18 protein-coding genes are annotated in these 20,985 nt (G+C 60.6%); 8 read left to right on the top strand and 10 right to left on the bottom strand.

Features of this window, described 5'->3' with window-relative positions; translation table 11 throughout:
- The gene (locus tag FHT93_RS31890; RefSeq protein ID WP_183851138.1) at window positions 1-1,035 is read left to right on the top strand and encodes a Gfo/Idh/MocA family oxidoreductase; all 1,035 of its coding nucleotides are present in this window, start codon (window positions 1-3) and stop codon (window positions 1,033-1,035) included.
- Entirely contained in the window at window positions 1,032-2,891 is a 1,860-nt protein-coding gene (locus FHT93_RS31885; protein WP_183851137.1) for a hypothetical protein, read from the top strand. Before FHT93_RS31890 ends, FHT93_RS31885 begins: the two co-directional genes overlap by 4 nt.
- Window positions 2,892-3,173: 282 nt before the next feature.
- Here FHT93_RS31885 and FHT93_RS31880 read toward each other — a convergent pair whose 3' ends face one another.
- Together FHT93_RS31880 and FHT93_RS31875 are read right to left on the bottom strand one after the other, a co-directional pair.
- Complete coding sequence (locus FHT93_RS31880; protein WP_183851136.1) at window positions 3,174-4,697, bottom strand: aldehyde dehydrogenase; 1,524 nt, start codon at window positions 4,695-4,697, stop codon at window positions 3,174-3,176.
- 13 nt (window positions 4,698-4,710) lie between these two features.
- Entirely contained in the window at window positions 4,711-5,343 is a 633-nt protein-coding gene (locus FHT93_RS31875; protein WP_112542021.1) for a GntR family transcriptional regulator, read from the bottom strand.
- A gap of 136 nt (window positions 5,344-5,479) precedes the next feature.
- Here FHT93_RS31875 and FHT93_RS31870 point away from each other — a divergent pair, with 136 nt between their 5' ends.
- From FHT93_RS31870 to ugpC, 6 genes are all read left to right on the top strand, one after another.
- Complete coding sequence (locus FHT93_RS31870) at window positions 5,480-6,280, top strand: alpha/beta fold hydrolase (RefSeq protein ID WP_183851135.1); 801 nt, start codon at window positions 5,480-5,482, stop codon at window positions 6,278-6,280.
- A 523-nt stretch (window positions 6,281-6,803) separates the two neighbouring features.
- Window positions 6,804-8,057: an extracellular solute-binding protein gene (locus FHT93_RS31865; RefSeq protein ID WP_112542019.1), complete on the top strand. Its 1,254-nt coding sequence runs from the start codon at window positions 6,804-6,806 to the stop codon at window positions 8,055-8,057.
- 95 nt (window positions 8,058-8,152) lie between these two features.
- A complete protein-coding gene (locus FHT93_RS31860) occupies window positions 8,153-9,052 on the top strand; it encodes a sugar ABC transporter permease (RefSeq protein WP_112542018.1) in 900 nt (299 codons plus the stop codon).
- On the top strand, window positions 9,049-9,933 hold the full coding sequence (locus FHT93_RS31855) for a carbohydrate ABC transporter permease (protein ID WP_113115499.1): 885 nt from the start codon (window positions 9,049-9,051) through the stop codon (window positions 9,931-9,933). Before FHT93_RS31860 ends, FHT93_RS31855 begins: the two co-directional genes overlap by 4 nt.
- 30 nt (window positions 9,934-9,963) lie before the next feature.
- On the top strand, window positions 9,964-11,484 hold the full coding sequence (locus tag FHT93_RS31850) for a DUF5060 domain-containing protein (protein WP_113202246.1): 1,521 nt from the start codon (window positions 9,964-9,966) through the stop codon (window positions 11,482-11,484).
- An 18-nt stretch (window positions 11,485-11,502) separates the two neighbouring features.
- Complete coding sequence (gene ugpC, locus FHT93_RS31845; protein ID WP_183851134.1) at window positions 11,503-12,573, top strand: sn-glycerol-3-phosphate ABC transporter ATP-binding protein UgpC; 1,071 nt, start codon at window positions 11,503-11,505, stop codon at window positions 12,571-12,573.
- 77 nt (window positions 12,574-12,650) lie between these two features.
- Here the strand turns inward: ugpC and glpK are convergent, their stop codons facing one another.
- From glpK to FHT93_RS31805, 8 genes are all read right to left on the bottom strand, one after another.
- Window positions 12,651-14,147, bottom strand: coding sequence for a glycerol kinase GlpK (gene glpK / locus FHT93_RS31840; RefSeq protein ID WP_183851133.1), 1,497 nt, complete (start codon window positions 14,145-14,147; stop codon window positions 12,651-12,653).
- A 112-nt stretch (window positions 14,148-14,259) separates the two neighbouring features.
- Complete coding sequence (locus tag FHT93_RS31835; RefSeq protein WP_112542013.1) at window positions 14,260-15,990, bottom strand: ABC transporter substrate-binding protein; 1,731 nt, start codon at window positions 15,988-15,990, stop codon at window positions 14,260-14,262.
- A 79-nt stretch (window positions 15,991-16,069) separates the two neighbouring features.
- Window positions 16,070-16,351, bottom strand: a complete 282-nt coding sequence (locus FHT93_RS31830; protein ID WP_113013831.1) for a DUF2160 family membrane protein — start codon at window positions 16,349-16,351, stop codon at window positions 16,070-16,072.
- A gap of 12 nt (window positions 16,352-16,363) precedes the next feature.
- A complete protein-coding gene (locus FHT93_RS31825; protein WP_112542011.1) occupies window positions 16,364-17,191 on the bottom strand; it encodes a carbohydrate ABC transporter permease in 828 nt (275 codons plus the stop codon).
- 14 nt (window positions 17,192-17,205) lie between these two features.
- Window positions 17,206-18,072 (bottom strand): sugar ABC transporter permease, encoded by an 867-nt coding sequence (locus tag FHT93_RS31820; protein WP_112542010.1) that lies wholly within the window; start codon window positions 18,070-18,072, stop codon window positions 17,206-17,208.
- 3 nt (window positions 18,073-18,075) lie between these two features.
- Window positions 18,076-19,146, bottom strand: coding sequence for an ABC transporter ATP-binding protein (locus FHT93_RS31815; protein ID WP_112542009.1), 1,071 nt, complete (start codon window positions 19,144-19,146; stop codon window positions 18,076-18,078).
- A gap of 9 nt (window positions 19,147-19,155) precedes the next feature.
- Entirely contained in the window at window positions 19,156-20,235 is a 1,080-nt protein-coding gene (locus tag FHT93_RS31810; RefSeq protein ID WP_183851132.1) for an ABC transporter ATP-binding protein, read from the bottom strand.
- A gap of 42 nt (window positions 20,236-20,277) precedes the next feature.
- A partial coding sequence (locus tag FHT93_RS31805) for a glycerol-3-phosphate dehydrogenase C-terminal domain-containing protein (protein ID WP_281413600.1) occupies window positions 20,278-20,985 on the bottom strand: 708 nt, incomplete at its 5' end.

The following is a 20,985-nucleotide window of genomic DNA, read 5'->3' as shown; positions in this document are numbered from 1 at the left end:
ATGGCTGACTTGAAAGGTGCTTTGATCGGTTGCGGCTTCTTTGCGATCAACCAGATGCACGCGTGGAAGGATGTCGACGGCGCCTCGATCGTGGCGATCTGCGACCGCGATCCCGAGCGCCTGAAAATTGTCGGCGAACAGTTCGGCATCAACAGGCGCTACACGGATGCCGCGGCCATGTTTGCCGATGGCGGCTTCGATTTCGTCGACATCGCCACCACGGTCCAAAGCCACCGGGCGCTGGTGGAGATGGCGGCGAGCCACAAGATCCCCGCCATCTGCCAGAAGCCCTTCGCCAAGACGCTTGTCGACGCCAAGGCGATGGTCGAGGCTTGCCGAATTGCCGGCATCCCGCTGATGGTGCATGAGAATTTCCGCTGGCAAACGCCGATCCAGGCCGTCCGCCGGCTGCTCGACCACAAGGCGATCGGCACGCCCTTCTGGGGCCGTTTCTCCTTCCGCTCAGGGTATGACGTCTTTTCCGGACAGCCTTACCTCGCCGAAGGCGAACGTTTCATCATCGAGGATCTCGGCATCCACACGCTCGATATCGCCCGCTTCATCCTTGGCGACGTGAAGACGCTGACGGCGCGCGCAAAACGCGTCAATCCCAGGATCAAGGGCGAGGATGTGGCAACGATCCTGCTCGACCACGAAAGTGGGGCGACCTCTATCGTCGACGTCAGCTACGCGACGAAGCTTGCCGCCGAGCCTTTCCCGGAAACGCTGATCGAGCTCGACGGCACCGATGGCACGATCCGCCTTTCATCCGGCTACCGGCTCGAAGTCACGAATGCTGCCGGTACGGTCGTTTCCGATGCGTCGCCGCAGCTTCTCTCCTGGGCATCGCGACCCTGGCACAATATTCAGGAAAGCGTCTACGCCATCCAGAAGCACTGGGTCGACCGGCTGAAGAACGGCGGCGAGCCGGCAACCTCGGGTGCCGACAATCTCAAGACATTCGCCCTTGTCGAAGCGGCCTATGATAGTGCCGCATCGGGAAAGACAATCGACGTGGGGGCCATGCTGAAATGATGACGGACGCCTTTGCCCTCTACGGCACGCATGAGGCCGAAGAGCATCCGGTCCGCCTGACTGCCGGGCGCCTCTCGGTCGATCTTGCCAAGGGCAATCTGCGGACGATCCGCTATGACGGCGTAGAAGTATTGCGTGCCGTCTCCTATCTGGTGCGTGACCGCGACTGGGGGACCTATAGTCCGACAATCGACAATCTCTGGGTCGAGCAGGGCAAGGATAGCTTTTCCGTCCGTTATGTCGCCCATTGCAAGGGACCGGAAGACACAAGGCTTGCCATTTCGGTGCATATTGCAGCCACCGAGCGGGAGCTGACCTTCGAGGCGGGAGCCCTTTCGCCAACCGGTTTCGAGACCAATCGCTGCGGCTTCTGCATCCTGCACCCGATCGTCGGCATTGCCGGAAGCCCGGCCAAGGTCGAGCATGTCGACGGCAACGTGAACGAGACGCGCTTTCCCGATCAGATCGAGCCCTGGCAACCTTTCAAGGATATGCGGGCAATTACCCATCAGGTGTTGCCGGGTATTTCGGCTGAATGCCGGATGGAAGGCGATACGTTCGAGATGGAGGACCAGCGCAACTGGTCCGACGCTTCCTACAAGACCTATGTGCGCCCGCTGGCGCTGCCCTGGCCCTATCAGATCGCCGCGCACGAACCGGTGCGGCAGAGGATCGTCCTTTCCATCCGCGATACCAGAAGCGGGCAAGCGACAGCCCTCGGCTCGACGGCTGCTGACATCCGGCTCGAACCGGGCGAGCGAAGCGGCACCATGCCGGCGATCGGCCTGCTCGTCACCCCCGATGAAGCGAAAGCGACGCTTGAAGCCCGCAATCTGCTCTCCGAGATCGCTCCGCAGGAACTGCTGTTCCACTTCGACCCAAATGCCGGCCACGGGATGCCGGCTCTAGTGGATTTCGCTGCCGTCGCCGCTATCAATGGCGGCAGATCGACGCTGGAAATCGCCCTGCCCTGCAAGCAGGCGCCAGCCATCGAGACGGCAGAGATCGCACGGCAAATGCAGGATGCAGGCTTCCGCCCGGACGCCATTCTGATCTCGCCTTCGGTTGATCGGCAGTCGACGCCTCCGGGCAGCAAATGGCCCGAATGCCCGCCACTCGAGGAGGTTTATGCTGCGGCCCACGAAGCCTTTGCCGGCATTCGCATCGGCGGCGGCATGCTGAGCTACTTCACCGAACTCAACCGCAAACGGGTGCCGGCAGACCGCCTCGATTTCGTCAGCCACTGCACAAATCCCATTGTCCATGCCGCCGATGATCTCAGTGTCATGCAGACGCTGGAGGCGCTGCCCTTCATCACCGGTTCGGTGCGCGCCATCTATGGCGACAAACCCTACTGGATCGGCCCCTCGACCATTCCGATGCGGCAGAACCCCTATGGCAGCCGCACAATGGACAATCCCTCCGGCAGACGCATTCCGATGGCAAACCGCGATCCGCGTCATAATGGCCGCTTCGCGGAGGCGTTTGCGCTCGGTTATGCCATCCGGATACTTGATGCCAATATCGAATGCCTGACGCTCGCGGCACTCACTGGTCCTTTCGGCCTTATTGCCGGCAAGGCAGAGCCAACGGACGAAGGCGGCAATCGGCCGCTCTTCAAAGTCGTCAAGCTACTGTCGAGCCTTGCCGGCTCGCCATGGAGCAGCTGCATTTCTTCGCGCCCGTCGGAACTCCTGGCTTTCGTCTCCCGGCAGCCGCCGGCTGCGACGCTGCACGTCGTCAACCTGACCGCGGAAGAGCAAAGCATCGATATCAGTGCTTTCGGGTCAGCCTCGCAAGGCACGAGCATGGCACTGGCGCCTTTTAGTACGGCGTCGATCAAACTTGCCGTTTAGGATTTTCAGGCACATCGCGCAGACCGTTGGGCTTCAGTATGGGTGCCGTGGATATTCCATGCGACTGGAAAAGCGAGACGACGAAGGCGTTGCGAGCTGGCCCCTCGCCCCAGGTTCTGGCATATCCCGGTAGCGGGCAGGCGCACTTCTATCGGAAACAGCTCGGGGTGGGCAGCTGATCGAGGCGCCCACCTGCATTGACGATGGTCGACGTTATCTCCTCCTGAGATCAATTGTGATCGCGAGGCGGAGAATTCCTCCGCTGCCGCCTCGCGCTGTCCGTCAGTTCAGACGGGTTTGCGTTGCGGTGGCGCTGTACCAGTCGAAGGGCTTGTCTGCGGTTGCCACCATGACGCTCTTGACGCTGAAATGATCGTTGAAGCTTTCCAGTCCGAACTCACGACCGATGCCGCTTTCACCGACACCTCCCCAGGGAGAGGCCGGATCCAGGCGGTGGTGGTCGTTGACCCAGACAATTCCGGCCTTGACGCCAGCCGCGACGCGGTGCGCGCGGGCAACATCGCGGGTGCGGATTGCAGCTCCGAGACCGAACGGCGAATCATTGGCGAGGCGCAGCGCCTCCGCTTCATCCTTGAAGGGCGTAACGCTGGTGAATGGCCCGAATACCTCTTCCTGAAAGACGCGCATATCCGCCTTGACGTCGGCAAACACGGTCGGCTGGACGAAATAGCCGCCTTCAAATCCCGGTACGTTTGCGATGTCGCCGCCCGCGACCGCACGGGCTCCGGCCTCCCGGCCGAGCTGGGAATACCTCAGGACACGCTCGCGTTGCTTGGCCGAAATAACGGGGCCAAGCTGGGTCTCCGGATCGAACGGGTTTCCGATCCGGAGGGAACGCGCCTTTGCGGCAAGTTTTTCGACAAAGGCGTCGTAGATCGATTCCTGGACGAGATGCCGGCTGCCGCACACGCATGTCTGGCCCGCCCCGATGAAGGCGCCAAACGCGGCATAGTTCACTGCCTGATCGACGTCGAAGTCGTCAAAGACCATGACGGGGGTCTTGCCGCCGAGCTCCAGCGTCTGATGCGCGAACACTTTCCCGGCGGCGCTGCCTGCTATCCGGCCGGCTTCCGTGCCGCCGGTCAGCACGAGTTTGTTGATGTCGGGGTGCTCTGCCAGGAATCGGCCAGCTTCGGGGCCGTAGCCAAGGACGACATTGAACACGCCTTTCGGCAGTCCGGCTTCAACGAAGATCTCCGCAAGTTTCAAGGTGGTTAGCGGCGTATATTCCGACGGCTTCACGACGGTCGTGCATCCAGATGCCAAAACCGCGGCAAGGGACTTGCACATGATCATCAGCGGATGGTTGAACGGCGTGCAGTTGGCGACGACGCCGATCGGCGTGCGCAGCGTGTAGTTGAGATAGGACCCTTCGACCGGAATGACATCGTCGCGGCGGGCAATTGCAAGTCCAGCAAAGTAGCGGAAGAAATCCGGAAGCCGGGACAGTTGCGCCCGCGTCTCATTGAGCGGCCTGCCGTTGTTCAGCGTCTCCAGGCGGTACAGAGTTTCAAGGTTGGCCTCAAAAGCATCCGCCAGTCTGTTGACGAGGCGGGCCCGCGCGCGAATATCCATTCCACCCCATTCGCGGCCTTCGAAAGCCGCACGCGCACTCTTCATCGCGCAATCGATATCGCTAGGCGTCGAGTTCGGAATGCGCGCGATCACCATTCCGGTCGCCGGGTTGCGGACATCGATGAACGCGCCGTTGCCAGCGTCGATTTCCTTGCCATCTACGAAATTACCGTGGGTCTCCACGGCAGGATTACGGGTCGTTTGGTTCATGACTTTTCTCCAATCAAGACCTGACAGCGCTCCGCCCAAGGGCGGATAGGACACGCTTCTGGCCATCAATCACGTGGGCACGGATGAGTTTACGCGCCACGCGGGCATCATGCCGCTGCACGGCATCGATGATATCGCCGTGTTCATCGACGAGCTTTTGCGGGTCTCGTCCCTTGATGGCGCTGACGGAAAGGCGAACGAGGCGGTCGGCCTGATCAAGAACATCCCGGATGGCGGCCTCCATCCGGCTATTGCCGGAGGCGGCCGCGAGCGCATCATGAAAGGCCCTGTTGTAGTCGATAAATTCCTCTTCGGGTCCGATGGATCGAAAACGATCAAGGGCCGACAGTGTCTGATCGTCGGCGCTCTCGATCGCAGCGGCGACACATGCGGGCTCCAGCGCAAGGCGAAACTGGAAGAGATCCCGGACGTCTTTCATCGAAATCGGATTGACCTGATAGCCTTGGCGCGGCTGCACGGTCACCAGGCGATCCTGCTGCAACCGCAGTAACGCTTCGCGGATTGGCTGTCGGCTGACCTCATAACGGGCAGCGAGATCCTGTTCGCGGATTTCCTCGCCGGGCATCAAGCGGCAGGTCAAGATTTCGGTGCGAAGCGCGTCGTAGATATTTTCTCTGAGCAGCAAGTTCGTATCTCGCTTCTAGCATTTCCGTATTTGGTGATATTTCACGATATGAGTCATACGCCTGAAAAATAACGACTTGCAATACACAAAAATGGGATTTATGAAATATCAAACCCTGCGCAGTTAGGGATTTGTGATGGACAAGAAAATGAACCTTTACGTGGCCGGTCGCGGACAGCCGCTGATCCTGCTTCATTCGTTGCTGTCCGACCGTGAAAGTTTCGATAGAATAATGCCCGCGCTCACTGCGCACTATCGAGTGATCGTCCCCGATCTTCCAGGTTTTGGCGGATCTCCCGCGAGCGTGGAAGGTTTTGACGAAACCGCCGATCGTATCGCAAACCTGATCGAAGGATTTGCGGCGAATGAGGAAGCTGCCCTGCTCGGAAATGGTTTCGGCGCGTTTGTCGCGCTCCAGACTGCGATCAGGCATCCAACGCTAGTATCCCGTCTCGTTCTGATAGGCTGTGGGACAAGATTTTCGGACGAGGGCAGGGAGGCGTTTCGAAAAATGGCGACGGTCGCGTCCGCGGCCGGGCTTGCTGCGGTTGCCGAAACCGCGATGAACAGATTGTTTGCCGCCGAATTTCAAGAGAGCCATCCCGATCTAATGCAGGATCGTCGACAGGCGTTTCTCCGCACGAATGTGGGTGTTTTTTGCGAGGCCTGCGACATACTCGCTTCGCTTGATCTGTCGGCCGGCGTTTCGGCGGTGCGCTGCCCGACACTGGTCATTGTCGGAGATGAAGATCAGGCAACACCATCAGAGATGGCCAATGATCTGGTCGGACGGCTTAGTGATGCTAGATTATCCATACTCAAGGGCTGTGCGCATGTACCGCCACTGCAAGCGCCCGACGAAGTTATCGCCCTGCTTGATCAATTTCTCGCAGCCCCTGTTTCTGCCCAGCCACAGACGATCTCACTCGAACGGTAGGAGGGGCTTCTTCGTGTCGCTGCCCAGGCTCCACAAAGTGCGACCACGATCGCATCTTGAAAGAGACATCTTCCGCTGAGCGGAAAATGACGCGGCTATCTTTTTGCAGTCGAGGTCTAAGGATTTGAGCATTGCCTCGTCAAGCTCCGGCCTGCCTGGCGCATCATCGGCCTGATCGTTCACGCGGGTCATACTTCAGAAGCATTTGCCTGGCTTGCAACAGCGGCAGCAGCGCATGGCTCAACGCCAGATCGCTTTCGATCGTGTCGCGGACAGCCGTTTCGAACGCGCTACCGTGCACGCACGAATCTGGACACCGAAGCTGGAAGGCGCCACTTTTTTCCAACCCGAGATAACCATTCCGACAAACGGATCCTCCGGCCGCTGCCGCCTTCCCCCTCAGGGCCTCAATGAAACTGGCCTCGATCACAAGACGCCTATTCTCATGGTTAGCTCATCATACCAGTTGACATGTCAATGAGCATCCGGCAAGAAAGGCCCCAGCTTACAAGAGGAGGACGTAATGCTGACGCTTTCTGCAAAATTGAAGTCTTCATGCATGGCTGCCATCGCTGTTGCGGCCGTTGCAGTCACCCCCGTCAAGGCTGAAGACATCACGCTCTGGACGCTGAACTTCGACAACAATGCCGCCAACGTGGCCCTGAAGAAGGTTGCCAGCGACTTCGAAGCGGCAAACCCCGGAACCCATATCGAGATCGTCCAGCGCGCTGTCGACGAGCACAAGACGGCGCTGCGCGTTGCCGCCGGCTCCAACCGCGGCCCGGACATCTATTTCAGCTGGGCAGGCCTTGGCCTCGGCGGTGAATATGTGAAGGCTGGGCTGTCGCTGCCGCTCGACAAGTACTACACCGAATACAAGTGGAACGACGAGCTGCTTCCCTCGGCAGCGGCCTTTGCCGACCTTTATCCGGGCGGCAAGCACGGCACGCCTTTTACCTTCAAGGGTGAGGCCGTCTATTATAACAAGAAACTCTTCCAGCAAGCCGGCATCACCGAGGAGCCGAAGACCTATGAAGAGCTTCTGGCCGCAGCCGACAAGCTGAAAGCAGCCGGCATCCCGGCCTTCACCTTCGGCGGGACGGTCAACTGGCACGTCATGCGGCTGATGGATGTGATCCTCGAAACCAAGTGCGGCGCTGAAAAGCACGACCAGCTGAAGCTGATGAAGCTCGACTGGTCGAAGGAGCCCTGCGCTACCGACAGTTTCGCCGAATTCGCCAAGTGGACGAAGGACTATACGCTGCAGCCCTTCATGGGCATCGACAACAAACAGTCCTACAGCCTGTTTACCGCCGGCCGCGCAGCGATGATGCTGGAAGGCGACTGGCTGGTCGGCCAGCTCTCGGGCAGCGGCGCCAATCTCGACGATTACGGGATCTTCCCCTTCCCGACCAATACGAACCGCCTCTACGGTTTCGCCGAATACAACTACATCAGCACCAAGACCAAGAACCCGGATATGGCTGCGAAATTCGTCGACTATTTCCTGTCGACGAAGGTGCAGCAGGATCTCGTCGGGCAGATCAGCTCGATCTCGGTCAACAAGAACGTCCAGTACACCAACCAGAAGCCTCTGGAAGCCGAGTGGCTGGATATCTTCAAGACCTACGACAAGATCTACATGAACGGCGACCAGGCCTTCCCGCTTGATGTGACGACGGAATATTTCCGCGTCATCAACGATGTCGCCTCCGGCAGCATCGAACCGGCCGACGCCGCCAAGCAGATGCAGGCCTTCATCGCCGGCAGAACCTGACCCCTCCCGAGACGCCGGCTGGCCGACACCTTGTCGGTCGGCTGGCGCCGCATCCGCAAGACCGGCAGGGTGGATATCCTGCCCCGGAGGTGAGAATGTCCTTGCGCCAAACAACGCATGATCCGCGCGTGCAGGCCTTCATCCTGCTCGTCCCGGCTTTGGCCATCTACGCGATCTTCGCGCTCTACCCGATGCTCAACGTGGTCGTCATCAGCTTCCAGAAATGGAACGGGCTAGACCCGCAGCGCCCCTTCGTCGGCCTTGCAAACTACACGGCGATCTTCACGCGCGACCCGGTCTTCTGGGTCGCCTTCAAGAATACCGTGATCTGGACGCTGATGAGCCTGGTCTTCCCGCCGCTGGTCGGGCTGCTGCTCGCGCTCAGCCTCAACCAGAAGATTTTTGGCCGCAACAGCCTGCGCGCCATCTTCTACCTGCCCGTCATCATCGCGCCGATCGCCGTCGCCACGATGTGGAAATGGATGTACGATCCCTTCTTCGGCCTGTTCAGCCAGATGCTGACGTCCTGGGGCATGCAGACCTGGATCAAGGACTGGCTCGGCAACAAGGATATCGCGCTCTATTCCGTCTTCATCGCCTACCTCTGGCAGACCGTCGGCTTCTCGATGGTGCTGTTCCTGGCAGGCCTTCAGAACGTCTCGCAGACGTTGGTGGAAGCTGCCCGCATCGATGGCGCCGGCCGATGGGCGGTCTTCAAGCATGTCACCCTGCCGGCACTGCGCCCCACCATCACCATCGTTCTGGTTCTGTCGATCATCTCGTCGCTGAAGGCCTTCGACATCGTCTATGGCCTGACCGGTGGCGGCCCGGCTCAATCCACTCAGATGCTGGCACTCTGGGCCTTTACCCAGGCCATGCAGATCTTCGATTTCGGCCGCGGTGCGGCGATCTCGGTGGTGCTGCTCCTGATCACCATGGCGATCGTCATCCCGTATCTGCGCTGGACGCAAAAGCATGAGGAGGTCGAATCGTGACAGTTCTTGGAGCGCAAGCCGATGATATCGACATCGATACCAAGCCGCTTCGCCTGAAGCGGGATCCCATCCTCATCGGCTTGTGGATCGCCCTCATCCTTGTCGCGCTGATCTGGGTGGCACCCTTCGTCTTCATCGTCTTTACCTCGCTGAAGACACCGGCTGCGGTCACCAGCACCGGCGCCTTCATGCCGCCGACGGAACTCGCCTTCCAGAACTATGCTGATGCCTGGAGCCGCGGCAATTTTGCCAGCTCCTTCTTCAACAGCGTGATCATCACCGTCATCAAGGTGCCGCTCGGCCTGGCGCTGTCGGCAATGGCCGCCTACGCACTTGCCAAGATCAAGCTCAGGATCAGCAAGGCGCTGCTTCTGCTCGTCGTCTTCGGCACGATGATCCCGTTCCAGGTGATGCTGGCGCCGCTCTTCACGCTGGTGAATTCCTTCGGACTGATCGACACCTATCCCGGCGTCATCCTGCCCTACATCGCCTTCGGCGTCCCTTATCAGGTCTTCATCCTGCACGGCTTCTTCAAGGGCATTCCGAAGGAACTGTCGGAGGCTGCCCTCATCGACGGGGCGACACATTTCACCATCTTCCGGCGCATCTTCCTGCCGGTCTGCCTGCCAGTTCTTGCCGCCTTGCTGATCCTCGACTTCGTCTCCACCTGGAACGAATTCGCCATGGCGCTCGTCCTCCTTCAGGACCAGCACATGTGGACCCTGCCGCTCGGCCTGATGTCGTTCCAGGGCCAGTTTTCCAGCAATTACGGCCAACTCAACGCCGCGATCGTGATGACCGTGCTTCCGGCGACGATCGTCTATCTCATGTTCCAGCGCTACTTCGTGTCCGGACTGACCTCCGGGGCCGTGAAGGGCTGATACCGAAATCTGTTCTACGAGGAGAGACATATGTCCGATGCAGCAGTCGAAAAATGGGGTGTGTTCGAAGCGGCCTTCGCCGGCCCATCCGAAGGCAATCCCTATCTCGACGTGGCATTCGATGCCGTGTTCACGCATAAGAGCCGCGAGGTCCGTGTGCCTGGCTTTTACGACGGCAACGGCACCTACCGCATCCGCTTCATGCCCGATGTCGAAGGCGAATGGTCCTTCAGGACGCGCTCGAAGACCGCCGCCCTGGACGGCAAGACGGGGCAGTTTACGGCAACCGCACCTTCCGCCGGCAATCACGGCCCGGTGCGCGTGCGCAACAAATTCCATTTCGGCTATGCCGACGGTTCGCCCTTCTTCTCCTTCGGCACGACCTGCTATGCCTGGACGCATCAGCCCCTGGAGATGCAGCAACAGACATTGGAGACGCTGAAGAAGACCCGCTTCAACAAGATCCGCATGGGCGTCTTCCCGAAGGACTATCCCTATAATACCAACGAGCCGCTGCACGCCTGCTTCGAGAAGGATGCTGACGGCAAGGAGGATTTCGACCGGCCGAACCCGGCCCTCTTCCAGCATTTCGACCGGCAGGTGGCCGCCCTTTGCGCGCTCGGCATCGAGGCCGACATCATCATCTTCCATCCCTATGACCGCTGGGGTTATGCCGACATGTCGGCCGAGCAGGATTTCCGCTATGTCGCCTATCTGGCGGCGCGGCTTTCTGCTTATCGGAACGTCTGGTGGTCGCTCGCCAACGAATATGACTTCCTGATCGACACCAAGCCGATGGAACAATGGGACCGCTATTTCCACATCCTTGAGGAAAACGACCCCTACCAGCACCTGCGCTCGATCCATAATGGCGACGTGACGGCAAATTTCGATCATCGCAAACCGTGGGTCACCCATACCTGCATCCAGAATCCGGACGTCAAGCGCACGCAGGAATGGCGCAACGCCTATGGCAAGCCGGTCGTCAACGACGAGCCAGAATATGAAGGCGACATCGTGCAGTCCTGGGGCAATCTCTCCGCCCAGGAGCTGGTGCATCGCTACTGGATAACCATGGCGCGCGGCGGTTATGCCGGCCACGGCGAGACTTATTCCCATCCCGAGGATCTGATCTGGTGGGCGAAGGGCGGCGAACTGCGCGGCGAGGCCTGGAAGCGCATCGGCTTCCTGCGCGATCTGCTCGAGGCCGACGTCAGGCACGGGCTGGAACCGCTCGGCGTCCTCGGAGAATGGCCCTGGTCACGCGTCTCTGGCGCAAGGGATGGCGACGGCGATTTCCGGCTGATCTATCTCGGCGAGCACCAGCCCGTCATCTGGTCATCAGGCCTACCGCTCGACGACGACAATTACGAGGTCGATATCATCGACACCTGGGAGATGACGATCACGCCGGCCGAGAAGGTTGCCGCACCCGTCCCGCACCCCACTCGCCACGGCGCGATCGTGCGTGGGGGCAAGCCGGATGCGGCTTTCGGCGTCAAGCTTCCGCGCAAGCCGCATCAGGCGCTGCGTGTGCGCAGAAAGCGCTAGGGATTTAAGGAGGAGCCCATGTCCGGCTTGAACATCCAGAACGTCAAGAAATCCTTCGGCGCGGTCGACATCATCCATGGCATCGATGTCGATATCGCCGATGGCGAGTTCGTCATCCTCGTCGGCCCGTCCGGCTGTGGCAAGTCAACGCTCCTGCGCATGATTGCCGGTCTTGAGGATATCAGCGCCGGCAAGATCAGCATCGATGGGCGCGTCGTCAACAATCTGCAGCCGAAGGACCGTGACATCGCCATGGTCTTTCAGAACTACGCGCTCTATCCGCAGATGACGGTCGCCCAGAATATGGGCTTTGCGCTGGAGCTCGCCGGCGCCAAGCGGCCGGAGATCGACAGGAAAGTCTCCGAAGCTGCCGCCATCCTCGGCCTGCAGCCGTTGTTGGAGCGCAAGCCGGCACAGCTTTCCGGCGGCCAGCGCCAGCGTGTCGCCATGGGTCGCGCCATCGTTCGCGATCCGAAAGTCTTCCTCTTCGACGAGCCGTTGTCGAACCTCGACGCCAAGCTGCGCGTCAAGATGCGGGCCGAAATCAAGGCCCTGCACCAGCGCCTCAAGACGACGATCGTCTATGTCACGCATGACCAGATCGAAGCCATGACAATGGCCGACAAGATCGTCGTGCTGCAGGGCGGCAAGGTGGAGCAGATCGGCAGCCCGCTCGAACTCTACGACCGACCGCGCAATATCTTCGTCGCCGGTTTCCTCGGCTCGCCGGCGATGAACTTCCTCGAAGGCACGCTCGAGACTGGCGGCAGCCCGAGCCTCGCTCTTCCCGGCGGCGCGCGCGTCAGACTCTCGAAGGCGCCGGAGAATTCCGCCGGCAGGCCACTGACACTCGGCATCCGCCCCGAAGATATTTCGCTCGGCGGCGAGGAGGGTGTCGAAGCGATCGTGAAGGTGATCGAGCCGACCGGGTCGGAAACCCATGTCGCCGTCGAGGTCGAGGGCAAGGAACTGACCTGGGTCCTGCGCGAACGGGTGAACCTGACGCCTGAACAGCGGGTGAGACTGTCTTTTGCGACCCCGAAAGTGCATTTCTTCGACCGGCAGACGCAGAACCGGCTTGACGCCTAGGGCGGTCATGGATGGAGCGACGAGCCGGGCGGCCTGACACCACCCGGCTCCTTGTTTACGGTGGCGGTCCGCCCCAGTCAGGCCACCGTACTGAGTGTTCGCGCAATCGCATTGCGCCAGCCGACAATTCTCGCCTGCCTGTCTATGTCAGCCATATCAGGCTCAAAGCTGCGGTCGCTCGCCCAGGCGCGCGCAAATTCCTGTCGATCCGGCCAGACACCGGCCTTCGATCCAGCAAGCCAGGCTGCGCCGAGCGCCGTCGTTTCAAGGGTCGCTGCCCGATCGACGGGACTTGAGAGAATATTGGCGAGATGCTGCATGGTCCATTCGGATGCCGACATGCCGCCATCGACGCGCAGTACCGTCTCAATAGGGTGGTCGCCCCAGTCGCTTCGCATCGCCACAAGCAGGTCGAGCGTCTGGTAGGCGACCGATTCCAGGACGGCGCGCGCCAGTTCCGCCGGGCCGCTGTTGCGTGTCAGGCCGAAAATCGCGCCGCGGGCCTCCGGATCCCAATAGGGGGCGCCGAGCCCGGTGAAAGCGGGCACGACATAAACCCTTTGCTGCGGATCGGCTCTGTCGGCCAGCGCGCCGGTCTCCGACGCATTTCCGATAATACCGAGACCATCACGCAGCCACTGCACGGCAGCACCGGCAATGAAGATCGACCCTTCCAGCGCATAAGTGCTCTTGCCGTTCAGACGGTAGGCGATGGTGGTGAGCAGCCGGTTCTTCGAATGCACGCGGTCGTCACCCGTATTCAGAAGTGCAAAACAACCAGTGCCGTAGGTCGATTTCACCATGCCCGGTTCGAAACAGGCATTGCCGATTGTCGCCGCCTGCTGGTCGCCGGCGACACCGAGGATCGGGATCGCGGCGCCGAAAATGCCGGGATCGACCGTGCCGAAATCGTCGGCGCTGTCCTTGACCTCGGGCAGCAGCGCCCGCGGGATGCGCAGGATCTTGAGAAGCTCGTCATCCCAGCAGTTCTCGGCGATGTTGTAGAGCAGGGTTCGCGAGGCGTTGGTCGCATCGGTGACATGCGCCCGCCCCCCGGTCAGCTTGTAGATGAGCCAGCTGTCGATCGTGCCGAAACAGACCTCGCCGGTCTCGGCTCGGGCACGCAGCCCCTCGACATTGTCAAGCAGCCAGCGCAGTTTCGTTCCGGAGAAATAGGGATCGAGGAGCAGGCCGGTCTTCGCGGTGAAGAGCTTTTCGTAGCCATCGACCTTCAGCCGGTCGCACATTTCCGCCGTGCGCCTGTCCTGCCAGACGATCGCCCTGTGCAGCGGCCGGCCGGTGTCTTTTTCCCAGACGACGGTCGTTTCCCGCTGATTGGTGATGCCGATGGCAGCGATTGCGCCCGGCGCCACACCGCTCTTTGTGAGAGCGTCGCGCGCGGTCGACAGTACCGTGTCCCAGATCTCACTCGCATCATGCTCCACCCAGCCGGTCTGCGGGAAATGCTGGGTGATCTCAGTCTGCGCCGAGGATGCGATCCGCATCTGAGGATCGAAAATTATGGCCCGCGACGATGTCGTGCCCTGATCGATGGCAAGGATATGGCCGCTCATGACTTTACTTCCTGCGCAACAGCTATCGTTCCGCCGGAACGGCAGCTCTGTCCCCATTATTGTTTTGGAAAATCGGGAATGGCCGGGTGCTATCGCACCCGGCCGATGACGCTTATTTCTTGGCGTCGGCCCAGCTCTTGACGAGCTCGTCGTAGTTGACGGTGATGGGCTTTTCTTTCTCGTTCTCGATCTTCAGCTGCGGGGCGAGGTTGCCCTTCTTCACCGCATCTGCGTTCCAGTAAGCGAGATCATGCTCCTCGGCGAGCTTCGGGCCGATATCGCCCTGCACCTTGGCGCGTTCGAGGCGCTGCAGCACCTTTTCCTGTTCGGCGCACAGCGAGTCCATGGCCTCCTGCGCGGTCTTTGCACCGGAAGCGGCATCACCGATTGCCTGCCACCACAGCTGCGCGAGCTTCGGATAGTCAGGAACGTTGGTACCGGTCGGAGACCACTGGACGCGGGCTGGCGAGCGGTAGAACTCGATCAGGCCGCCGAGCTTGGGAGCGCGCTCCGTGAAGCTCTTGTCGCGGATTGTGGATTCGCGGATGAAGGTGAGGCCGACATGGCTCTTCTTCACGTCCACAGTCTTCGAGGTGACGAACTGCGCATAGAGCCATGCGGCCTTGGCGCGGTCGTCAGGCGTCGACTTCATCAGCGTCCAGGAACCGACGTCCTGATAGCCGAGCTTCATGCCGTCCTTCCAGTAGACGCCATGCGGGCTGGGGGCCATGCGCCACTTCGGGGTACCGTCTTCGTTCATGACCGGCAGGCCGGGCTTGACCATGTCAGCGGTAAAGGCCGTGTACCAGAAGATCTGCTGGGCAACCGCACCCTGCGCCGGAACCGGGCCGGATTCGGAGAAGGTCATGCCACCTGCTTCCGGCGGTGCATAGCCCTTGATCCAGTCGAGATATTTCTGGATCGAATAGACGGAAGCCGGGCCGTTTGTGTCACCACCGCGTGCGACGCAGGAGCCGACCGGACGCGAATTCTCGTCGACCTTGATGCCCCATTCGTCGACCGGAAGACCGTTCGGCAGGCCCTTGTCGCCGTTGCCGGCCATGGACAGCCAGGCATCGGTGAAGCGCCAGCCGAGCGACGGGTCCTTCTTGCCGTAGTCCATATGGCCGAAGACCTTCTTGCCGTTCACATCGCGGCCGGTGAAGAATTCGGCAATGTCCTCATAGGCCGACCAGTTGACGGGCACACCGAGGTCGTAGCCGTATTTCGCCTTGAAATCGGCCTTGTTCTTTTCGTCGTTGAACCAGTCGTAGCGGAACCAGTAGAGGTTTGCGAACTGCTGGTCGGGAAGCTGGTAGAGCTTCTTGTCCGGCGCGGTCGTGAACTTGGTGCCGATGAAGTCGTCGAGATCGAGGCCGGGATTGGTGACATCCTTGCCTTCATTGGCCATCCAGTCCGTCAGCGAACGGGCCTGCTGGTAGCGCCAATGGGTACCGATCAGGTCGCTATCGTTGACATAGGCGTCGTAGATGTTTTCGCCCGACTGCATCTGCGTCTGCAGCTTTTCGACCACGTCGCCTTCGCCGATCAGGTCATGGGTGACCTTGATACCGGTAATCGCGGTGAAGGCGGGCGCCAGCACCTTGGATTCGTATTCATGCGTTGTCAGCGTTTCGGACACGACCTTGATGTCCATGCCGGCGAAAGGCTTGCCCGCATCGACGAACCATTGCATTTCCTTTTCCTGGTCCGCGCGCGTAAGCGTCGAGAGATCGCCGACCTCCTTGTCGAGGAAGGTTTTCGCCTCATCCATGCCGGCATAGGCGGAGCCCGCCATGGCCAGCAAAATGCCTGCTGTCGTCACTAGTAGATGCCGTCGCATAATATCCTCCCAGGTTTAGCGATTGCAGTCCTTACGTCTCAGGCGGCCAGTACCCCCGGCCATCCGTATCAGCTTGGAATCACACGTAACGGAACACGCCGATGGCGTAGATCACGGAGATGCCAAGAGCCCACCACAGGCTGGGTCCGATAAGACCCAACCATGCGAGATGAATGAATGCTGCGCCGAGCAGCGAGATGAAGAGCCGGTCGCCGCGCGTCGTCTCGAACCGAAGCAAGCCAACGCGCGGCGAGCCGCCCGGCGAAAAATATTCCCAGACGCTCATGGCGATGAGCAGGGTCAGGATCGTGAGAAAGAAGAGCGCCGTCGGCAGCGTCCAGGCCATCCACGAAAGGGTCATATCCTGATCTCCTCAGACGCGGCCCAGGGCAAAGCCCTTGGCGATGTAGTTGCGAACGAAATAGATGACGAGCGCGCCGGGAATGATGGTCAGCACGCCGGCTGCCGCGAGCACACCCCAGTCCATGCCGGCCGCCGAGACCGTGCGGGTCATGATCGCCGAGATCGGCTTCGCCGCCGTCGTCGTCAGCGTGCGCGCAAGCAGGAGTTCGACCCATGAGAACATGAAGCAGAAGAAGGCGGCGACACCGACGCCGCTTGCAATCAGCGGCATGAAGATCTTCACGAAGAAACGCGGGAAGGAATAGCCGTCGATATAGGCCGTCTCGTCGATCTCCTTCGGCACGCCGGACATGAACCCTTCGAGGATCCAGACCGCCAGCGGCACGTTGAAGAGGCAATGGGCGAGTGCCACGGCAATATGCGTGTCGATCAGGCCAAAGGCCGAATAGAGCTGGAAGAACGGCAGCGCGAAGACGGCCGGCGGCGCCATACGGTTGGTCAAGAGCCAGAAGAACAGGTGCTTGTCGCCTAAAAAGCGATAGCGCGAGAAGGCGTAAGCGGCGGGAAGTGCGGCGAGCACGGAGATGACCGTATTCATCGCCACGTAGATGATCGAGTTGATATAGCCGTTATACCAGGACGGATCGGTGAAGATGACCGCGTAATTCCTGATTGTCGGGTTCTGCGGCCAGAGCGAGAAGGTGCCGGTGATTTCGGCATTCTCCTTGAAGCTCATGTTGACCAGCCAGTAGATCGGCAGCAGCAGGAAGAGAATGTAGATCGTCGTGACCACCCAGGAGAGGTTTCCGGCGGGCTTGTATTTCATCTTTGAAACCATGGATCTCTCCTTTCTCAAGCGTTTGCGTCGCTGCTGGTCATGACCGTGTAGAAGATCCACGACAGCAGCAGGATGATCAGGAAGTAGACGATCGACATGGCCGCCGCGGGTCCGAGGTCGAACTGACCGACGGCCATCTTGACGAGATCGATCGACAGGAAGGTCGTCGAATTGCCCGGCCCGCCGCCGGTAACGACGAAAGGCTCGGTGTAGATCATGAAGCTGTCCATGAAGCGCAGCAGCACGGCGATCAGAAGCACCCGCTTCATCTTCGGCAGCTGGATGTAGCGGAAGACGGACCAGCGCGAGGCGCCGTCGATCTTGGCAGCCTGGTAATAGGCGTCGGGGATAGACACGAGGCCGGCATAGCAGAGCAGCACGACGAGGCTCGTCCAGTGCCAGACATCCATGACGATGATGGTGATCCAGGCATCGAGCGGATCGCGGACATAGTTGTAGTCGAGGCCGATCGCTTCCAGCGTATGGCCGAGCAGGCCGATATCGACGCGACCGAAGACCTGCCAGATCGTGCCGACGACGTTCCACGGGATCAGCAGCGGCAGCGCCATCAGGACGAGGCAGACCGGCACGCCGATACCCTTCTTCGGCATGTTGAGCGCGATGAAGATGCCGAGCGGAATTTCGAGCGCCAGGATGATGATCGAGAAGAGCAGGTTGCGCTGCAGGGCTGCCCAGAAGCGATCCGACTCCAGGGTCTGCACGAACCAGTCCGTGCCGGCCCAGAAGAATTCGTTATTGCCAAACGTATCCTGCACCGAATAGTTGACGACCGTCATCAGCGGGATGGCCGCCGAGAAGGCGACGAGCACCAGGACAGGCAGAACCAGAAACCAGGCCTTGTTGTTCCAGGTCTTTTCCATGACTCAGGCCTCCCTGCCGACACGCCAGGAATCGGCGTAGATGCTGATCGCTGCGGGGTCGAAACTGACCCGCGCATCTTCCGGGATCTCGGCGTCCTCCGATAGGACGATCGCCAGCGGCTGGCCGGCAAAACGGGCGCGTACGATCTTCTGGCGTCCGATATCCTCGACCTTGGAGATCGATACCGGCATGCCGTCACGGCCAAGCCGGATGAATTCGGGACGGATGCCGAGCTCGACCTTGGCGGCCCGCGACGTGTCGGGCGCATAATCGAGATTGATGGTCTCTCCGCCGACACTGACGCTGGAACCGGCGACCTTTGCGGGCATGACGTTCATGCCGGGCGAGCCGATGAAATAGCCGACGAATGTGTGGCTTGGCCGCTCGAAGAGTTCGGCCGGCGTGCCGATCTGGACGATCTCGCCTTCATACATGACCACAACCTTTTCGGCGAAGGTCAGCGCTTCCGTCTGGTCATGCGTGACATAGACCATGGTGAAGCCGAACTGCTTGTGCAGGCGCTTCAGCTGCGAACGCAGCACCCATTTCATATGCGGATCGATGACGGTCAGCGGTTCGTCGAACAGGATGGCGTTGACGTCATTGCGCACGAGGCCGCGGCCGAGCGAGATCTTCTGCTTCTGATCGGCCGTCAGGCGCTGCGCCTTGCGTTTTGCCCAGTCGGTCAGATCGATCATCTCGAGGATTTCGCGGACGCGCCGGTCGACCTCGGGTTCGGCAACGCCCCTGTTGCGCAGCGGAAAGGCCAGATTGTCGTAGACGGTCATCGTGTCGTAGATAACCGGGAACTGGAAGACCTGCGCAATATTGCGCGCCTGTGTCGAAAGATTGGTGACATCGCGGCCATCGAAAAGGATGCGCCCGTGCGAGGGCTGCAACAGGCCGGAAATGATATTGAGCAGCGTGGTCTTGCCGCAGCCGGAGGGACCGAGCAGCGCGTAGGCGCCGCCATCGGTCCATTCGTGATCGACTTCCTTCAGCGCATAATCCTTGTCCGACTTCGGATCGGGGCCATAGGCGTGGCGGATATGGTCGAGCGTGATGCGTGCCATTGAAACCTCCTATGCCGCCTGGCTGCCGGTTGCGATTGCCCGCCCATCAGGCCCAAAGGCCATGAGATGGCGGGTGTCGAGGAAGACGGCGATCTCGGTATCGGGATCGATGTCGTGAATGCCGTGCGCCAGCATCACCCAGCGCACACCGTTGAAATCGACATGCACGAAGCTTTCCGAGCCGGTGATTTCGGAAATCTGCGTGCGCGCCGTCAGTCGCGGCGAAGCCGGAGTCTGGGCTTGCAGTGACAGATGATGCGGGTGGAAGGCGATCGTGACGGCGCCATCCGGCGTGGCGGCAAGATGCGCCGGCACGACGATCTCAGCGCCAGCTCCATGGCGGAAGATGCTGCCGTTCTTCTCCACCTCGATGAAGTTCAGCGGCGGGTCGGCGAAGGTCTTGGCGGTGACGAGATCGACCGGGCGGCGATAGACCTCGATCGTCTTGCCGAACTGCGTCACGCGGCCTTCGCTCAGCGTCACCGTATTGCCGCCGAGCAAAAGGGCTTCGGAAGGTTCGGTCGTCGCATAGACGAAGATGGCGCCGGATTGCGCGAAGATACGCGGCAGTTCCTCGCGCAGTTCCTCGCGCAGCTTATAGTCCAGATTGGCGAGTGGCTCGTCGAGCAACACGAGGCTGGCGTTCTTGACGAGCGCGCGGGCAAGGGCGGTACGCTGCTGCTGGCCGCCGGAAAGATTGAGCGGCGTGCGGTCGAGATAGGGCGTCAGCTTCAGAAGCTCTGCGGCCTTGCGCACCTCGATATCGATCGTCTTGGAATCGTGCCCGGCAATGCGCATCGGCGAGGCGATGTTTTCATAGACGCTGAGTGCGGGATAATTGATGAACTGCTGGTAGACCATCGCGACATTGCGCTTCTGCACCGGCATGCCGGTGACGTCGGCGCCGTCAAAATGCACGGAACCGCTGGTCGGCCGATCGAGACCGGCCATCAGCCGCATCAATGATGTCTTGCCGGCGAGCGTCGGTCCGAGCAGGACGTTCAGCGATCCCCGTTCAAATGTCAGGTCCGTCGGGTGAATATGGTATTCACCGCCGACCATCTTTGCGGCATGGCGCAATTCGAGCATTCCGGTTCCCGTGCCTCCTCAAGACGGGGACCACATGCCGGCTTAGCCTGCGAGTTTCGCGGGCAGAGCGGCGATGTACTCCTCCAAAATATCTATCTGTTGTGGTGTCATGTGCAGGCCGGCCTTGGTTCTCCGCCAGAGCACATCGTGGGCGGTGACGGCCCATTCATTGTCGATGAGGTAGCGGACCTCGGCCTCGTAGAGGTCGGATCCGAACAGCCGGCCGAGATCGTCGATCTTTGCGGCATTGCCGAGAAGCGTTGCAGCCTTCGTGCCGTAGCGGCGAATGAGACGTCGGGCATGGGCATCGGCCAGGAACGGATAGCGGCTCTTGAGCTTGACGACCTCGCCCTCATAGCCCTGCACCGGAAAATCCCCGCCCGGCAGATGGCTGCCCGCCGTCCACGGCCTGCCCTTGACGCCGATCGCCTCGCCGATCTTCTCCAGCGCATGTTCCGACAGACGCCGGTAGGTGGTGAGCTTGCCGCCGAAGACATTGAGAAGCGGCGCCTCACCCGCCTTGCCCTCGACCTTCAGCACGTAGTCACGCGTGGCTTCCTGTGCCTTCGAGGCGCCGTCGTCGAAGAGCGGGCGCACCGCCGAATAGGTCCAGACGATATCCTCCGGCTTGACCGGCTCCTTGAAATATTCAGAGGCCGCATTGCAGAGATAGACGGTCTCCTCCTCGGAGATCTTCACATCCTTCGGATCGGCGGTGTAGTCGCGGTCGGTGGTGCCGATCAGGGTAAA

The organism is Rhizobium sp. BK379, from assembly GCF_014193955.1.
GTDB lineage: Bacteria > Pseudomonadota > Alphaproteobacteria > Rhizobiales > Rhizobiaceae > Rhizobium.
Note: the sequence above shows the minus strand (reverse complement) of the source record. Positions and strands in the feature narration are given on the sequence as shown.

Excerpts from the sequence above, each read along its gene's own strand:
- FHT93_RS31890 (WP_183851138.1), top strand. The coding sequence starts at position 1 with ATGGCTGACTTGAAAGGTGCTTTGATCGGTTGCGGCTTCTTTGCGATC.
- FHT93_RS31885 (WP_183851137.1), top strand. The coding sequence starts at position 1,032 with ATGATGACGGACGCCTTTGCCCTCTACGGCACGCATGAGGCCGAAGAG.
- FHT93_RS31880 (WP_183851136.1), bottom strand. The coding sequence starts at position 4,697 with ATGAACCAAACGACCCGTAATCCTGCCGTGGAGACCCACGGTAATTTC.
- FHT93_RS31870 (WP_183851135.1), top strand. The coding sequence starts at position 5,480 with ATGGACAAGAAAATGAACCTTTACGTGGCCGGTCGCGGACAGCCGCTG.
- FHT93_RS31865 (WP_112542019.1), top strand. The coding sequence starts at position 6,804 with ATGCTGACGCTTTCTGCAAAATTGAAGTCTTCATGCATGGCTGCCATC.
- FHT93_RS31860 (WP_112542018.1), top strand. The coding sequence starts at position 8,153 with ATGTCCTTGCGCCAAACAACGCATGATCCGCGCGTGCAGGCCTTCATC.
- FHT93_RS31850 (WP_113202246.1), top strand. The coding sequence starts at position 9,964 with ATGTCCGATGCAGCAGTCGAAAAATGGGGTGTGTTCGAAGCGGCCTTC.
- ugpC (WP_183851134.1), top strand. The coding sequence starts at position 11,503 with ATGTCCGGCTTGAACATCCAGAACGTCAAGAAATCCTTCGGCGCGGTC.
- glpK (WP_183851133.1), bottom strand. The coding sequence starts at position 14,147 with ATGAGCGGCCATATCCTTGCCATCGATCAGGGCACGACATCGTCGCGG.
- FHT93_RS31835 (WP_112542013.1), bottom strand. The coding sequence starts at position 15,990 with ATGCGACGGCATCTACTAGTGACGACAGCAGGCATTTTGCTGGCCATG.
- FHT93_RS31830 (WP_113013831.1), bottom strand. The coding sequence starts at position 16,351 with ATGACCCTTTCGTGGATGGCCTGGACGCTGCCGACGGCGCTCTTCTTT.
- FHT93_RS31825 (WP_112542011.1), bottom strand. The coding sequence starts at position 17,191 with ATGGTTTCAAAGATGAAATACAAGCCCGCCGGAAACCTCTCCTGGGTG.
- FHT93_RS31820 (WP_112542010.1), bottom strand. The coding sequence starts at position 18,072 with ATGGAAAAGACCTGGAACAACAAGGCCTGGTTTCTGGTTCTGCCTGTC.
- FHT93_RS31815 (WP_112542009.1), bottom strand. The coding sequence starts at position 19,146 with ATGGCACGCATCACGCTCGACCATATCCGCCACGCCTATGGCCCCGAT.
- FHT93_RS31810 (WP_183851132.1), bottom strand. The coding sequence starts at position 20,235 with ATGCTCGAATTGCGCCATGCCGCAAAGATGGTCGGCGGTGAATACCAT.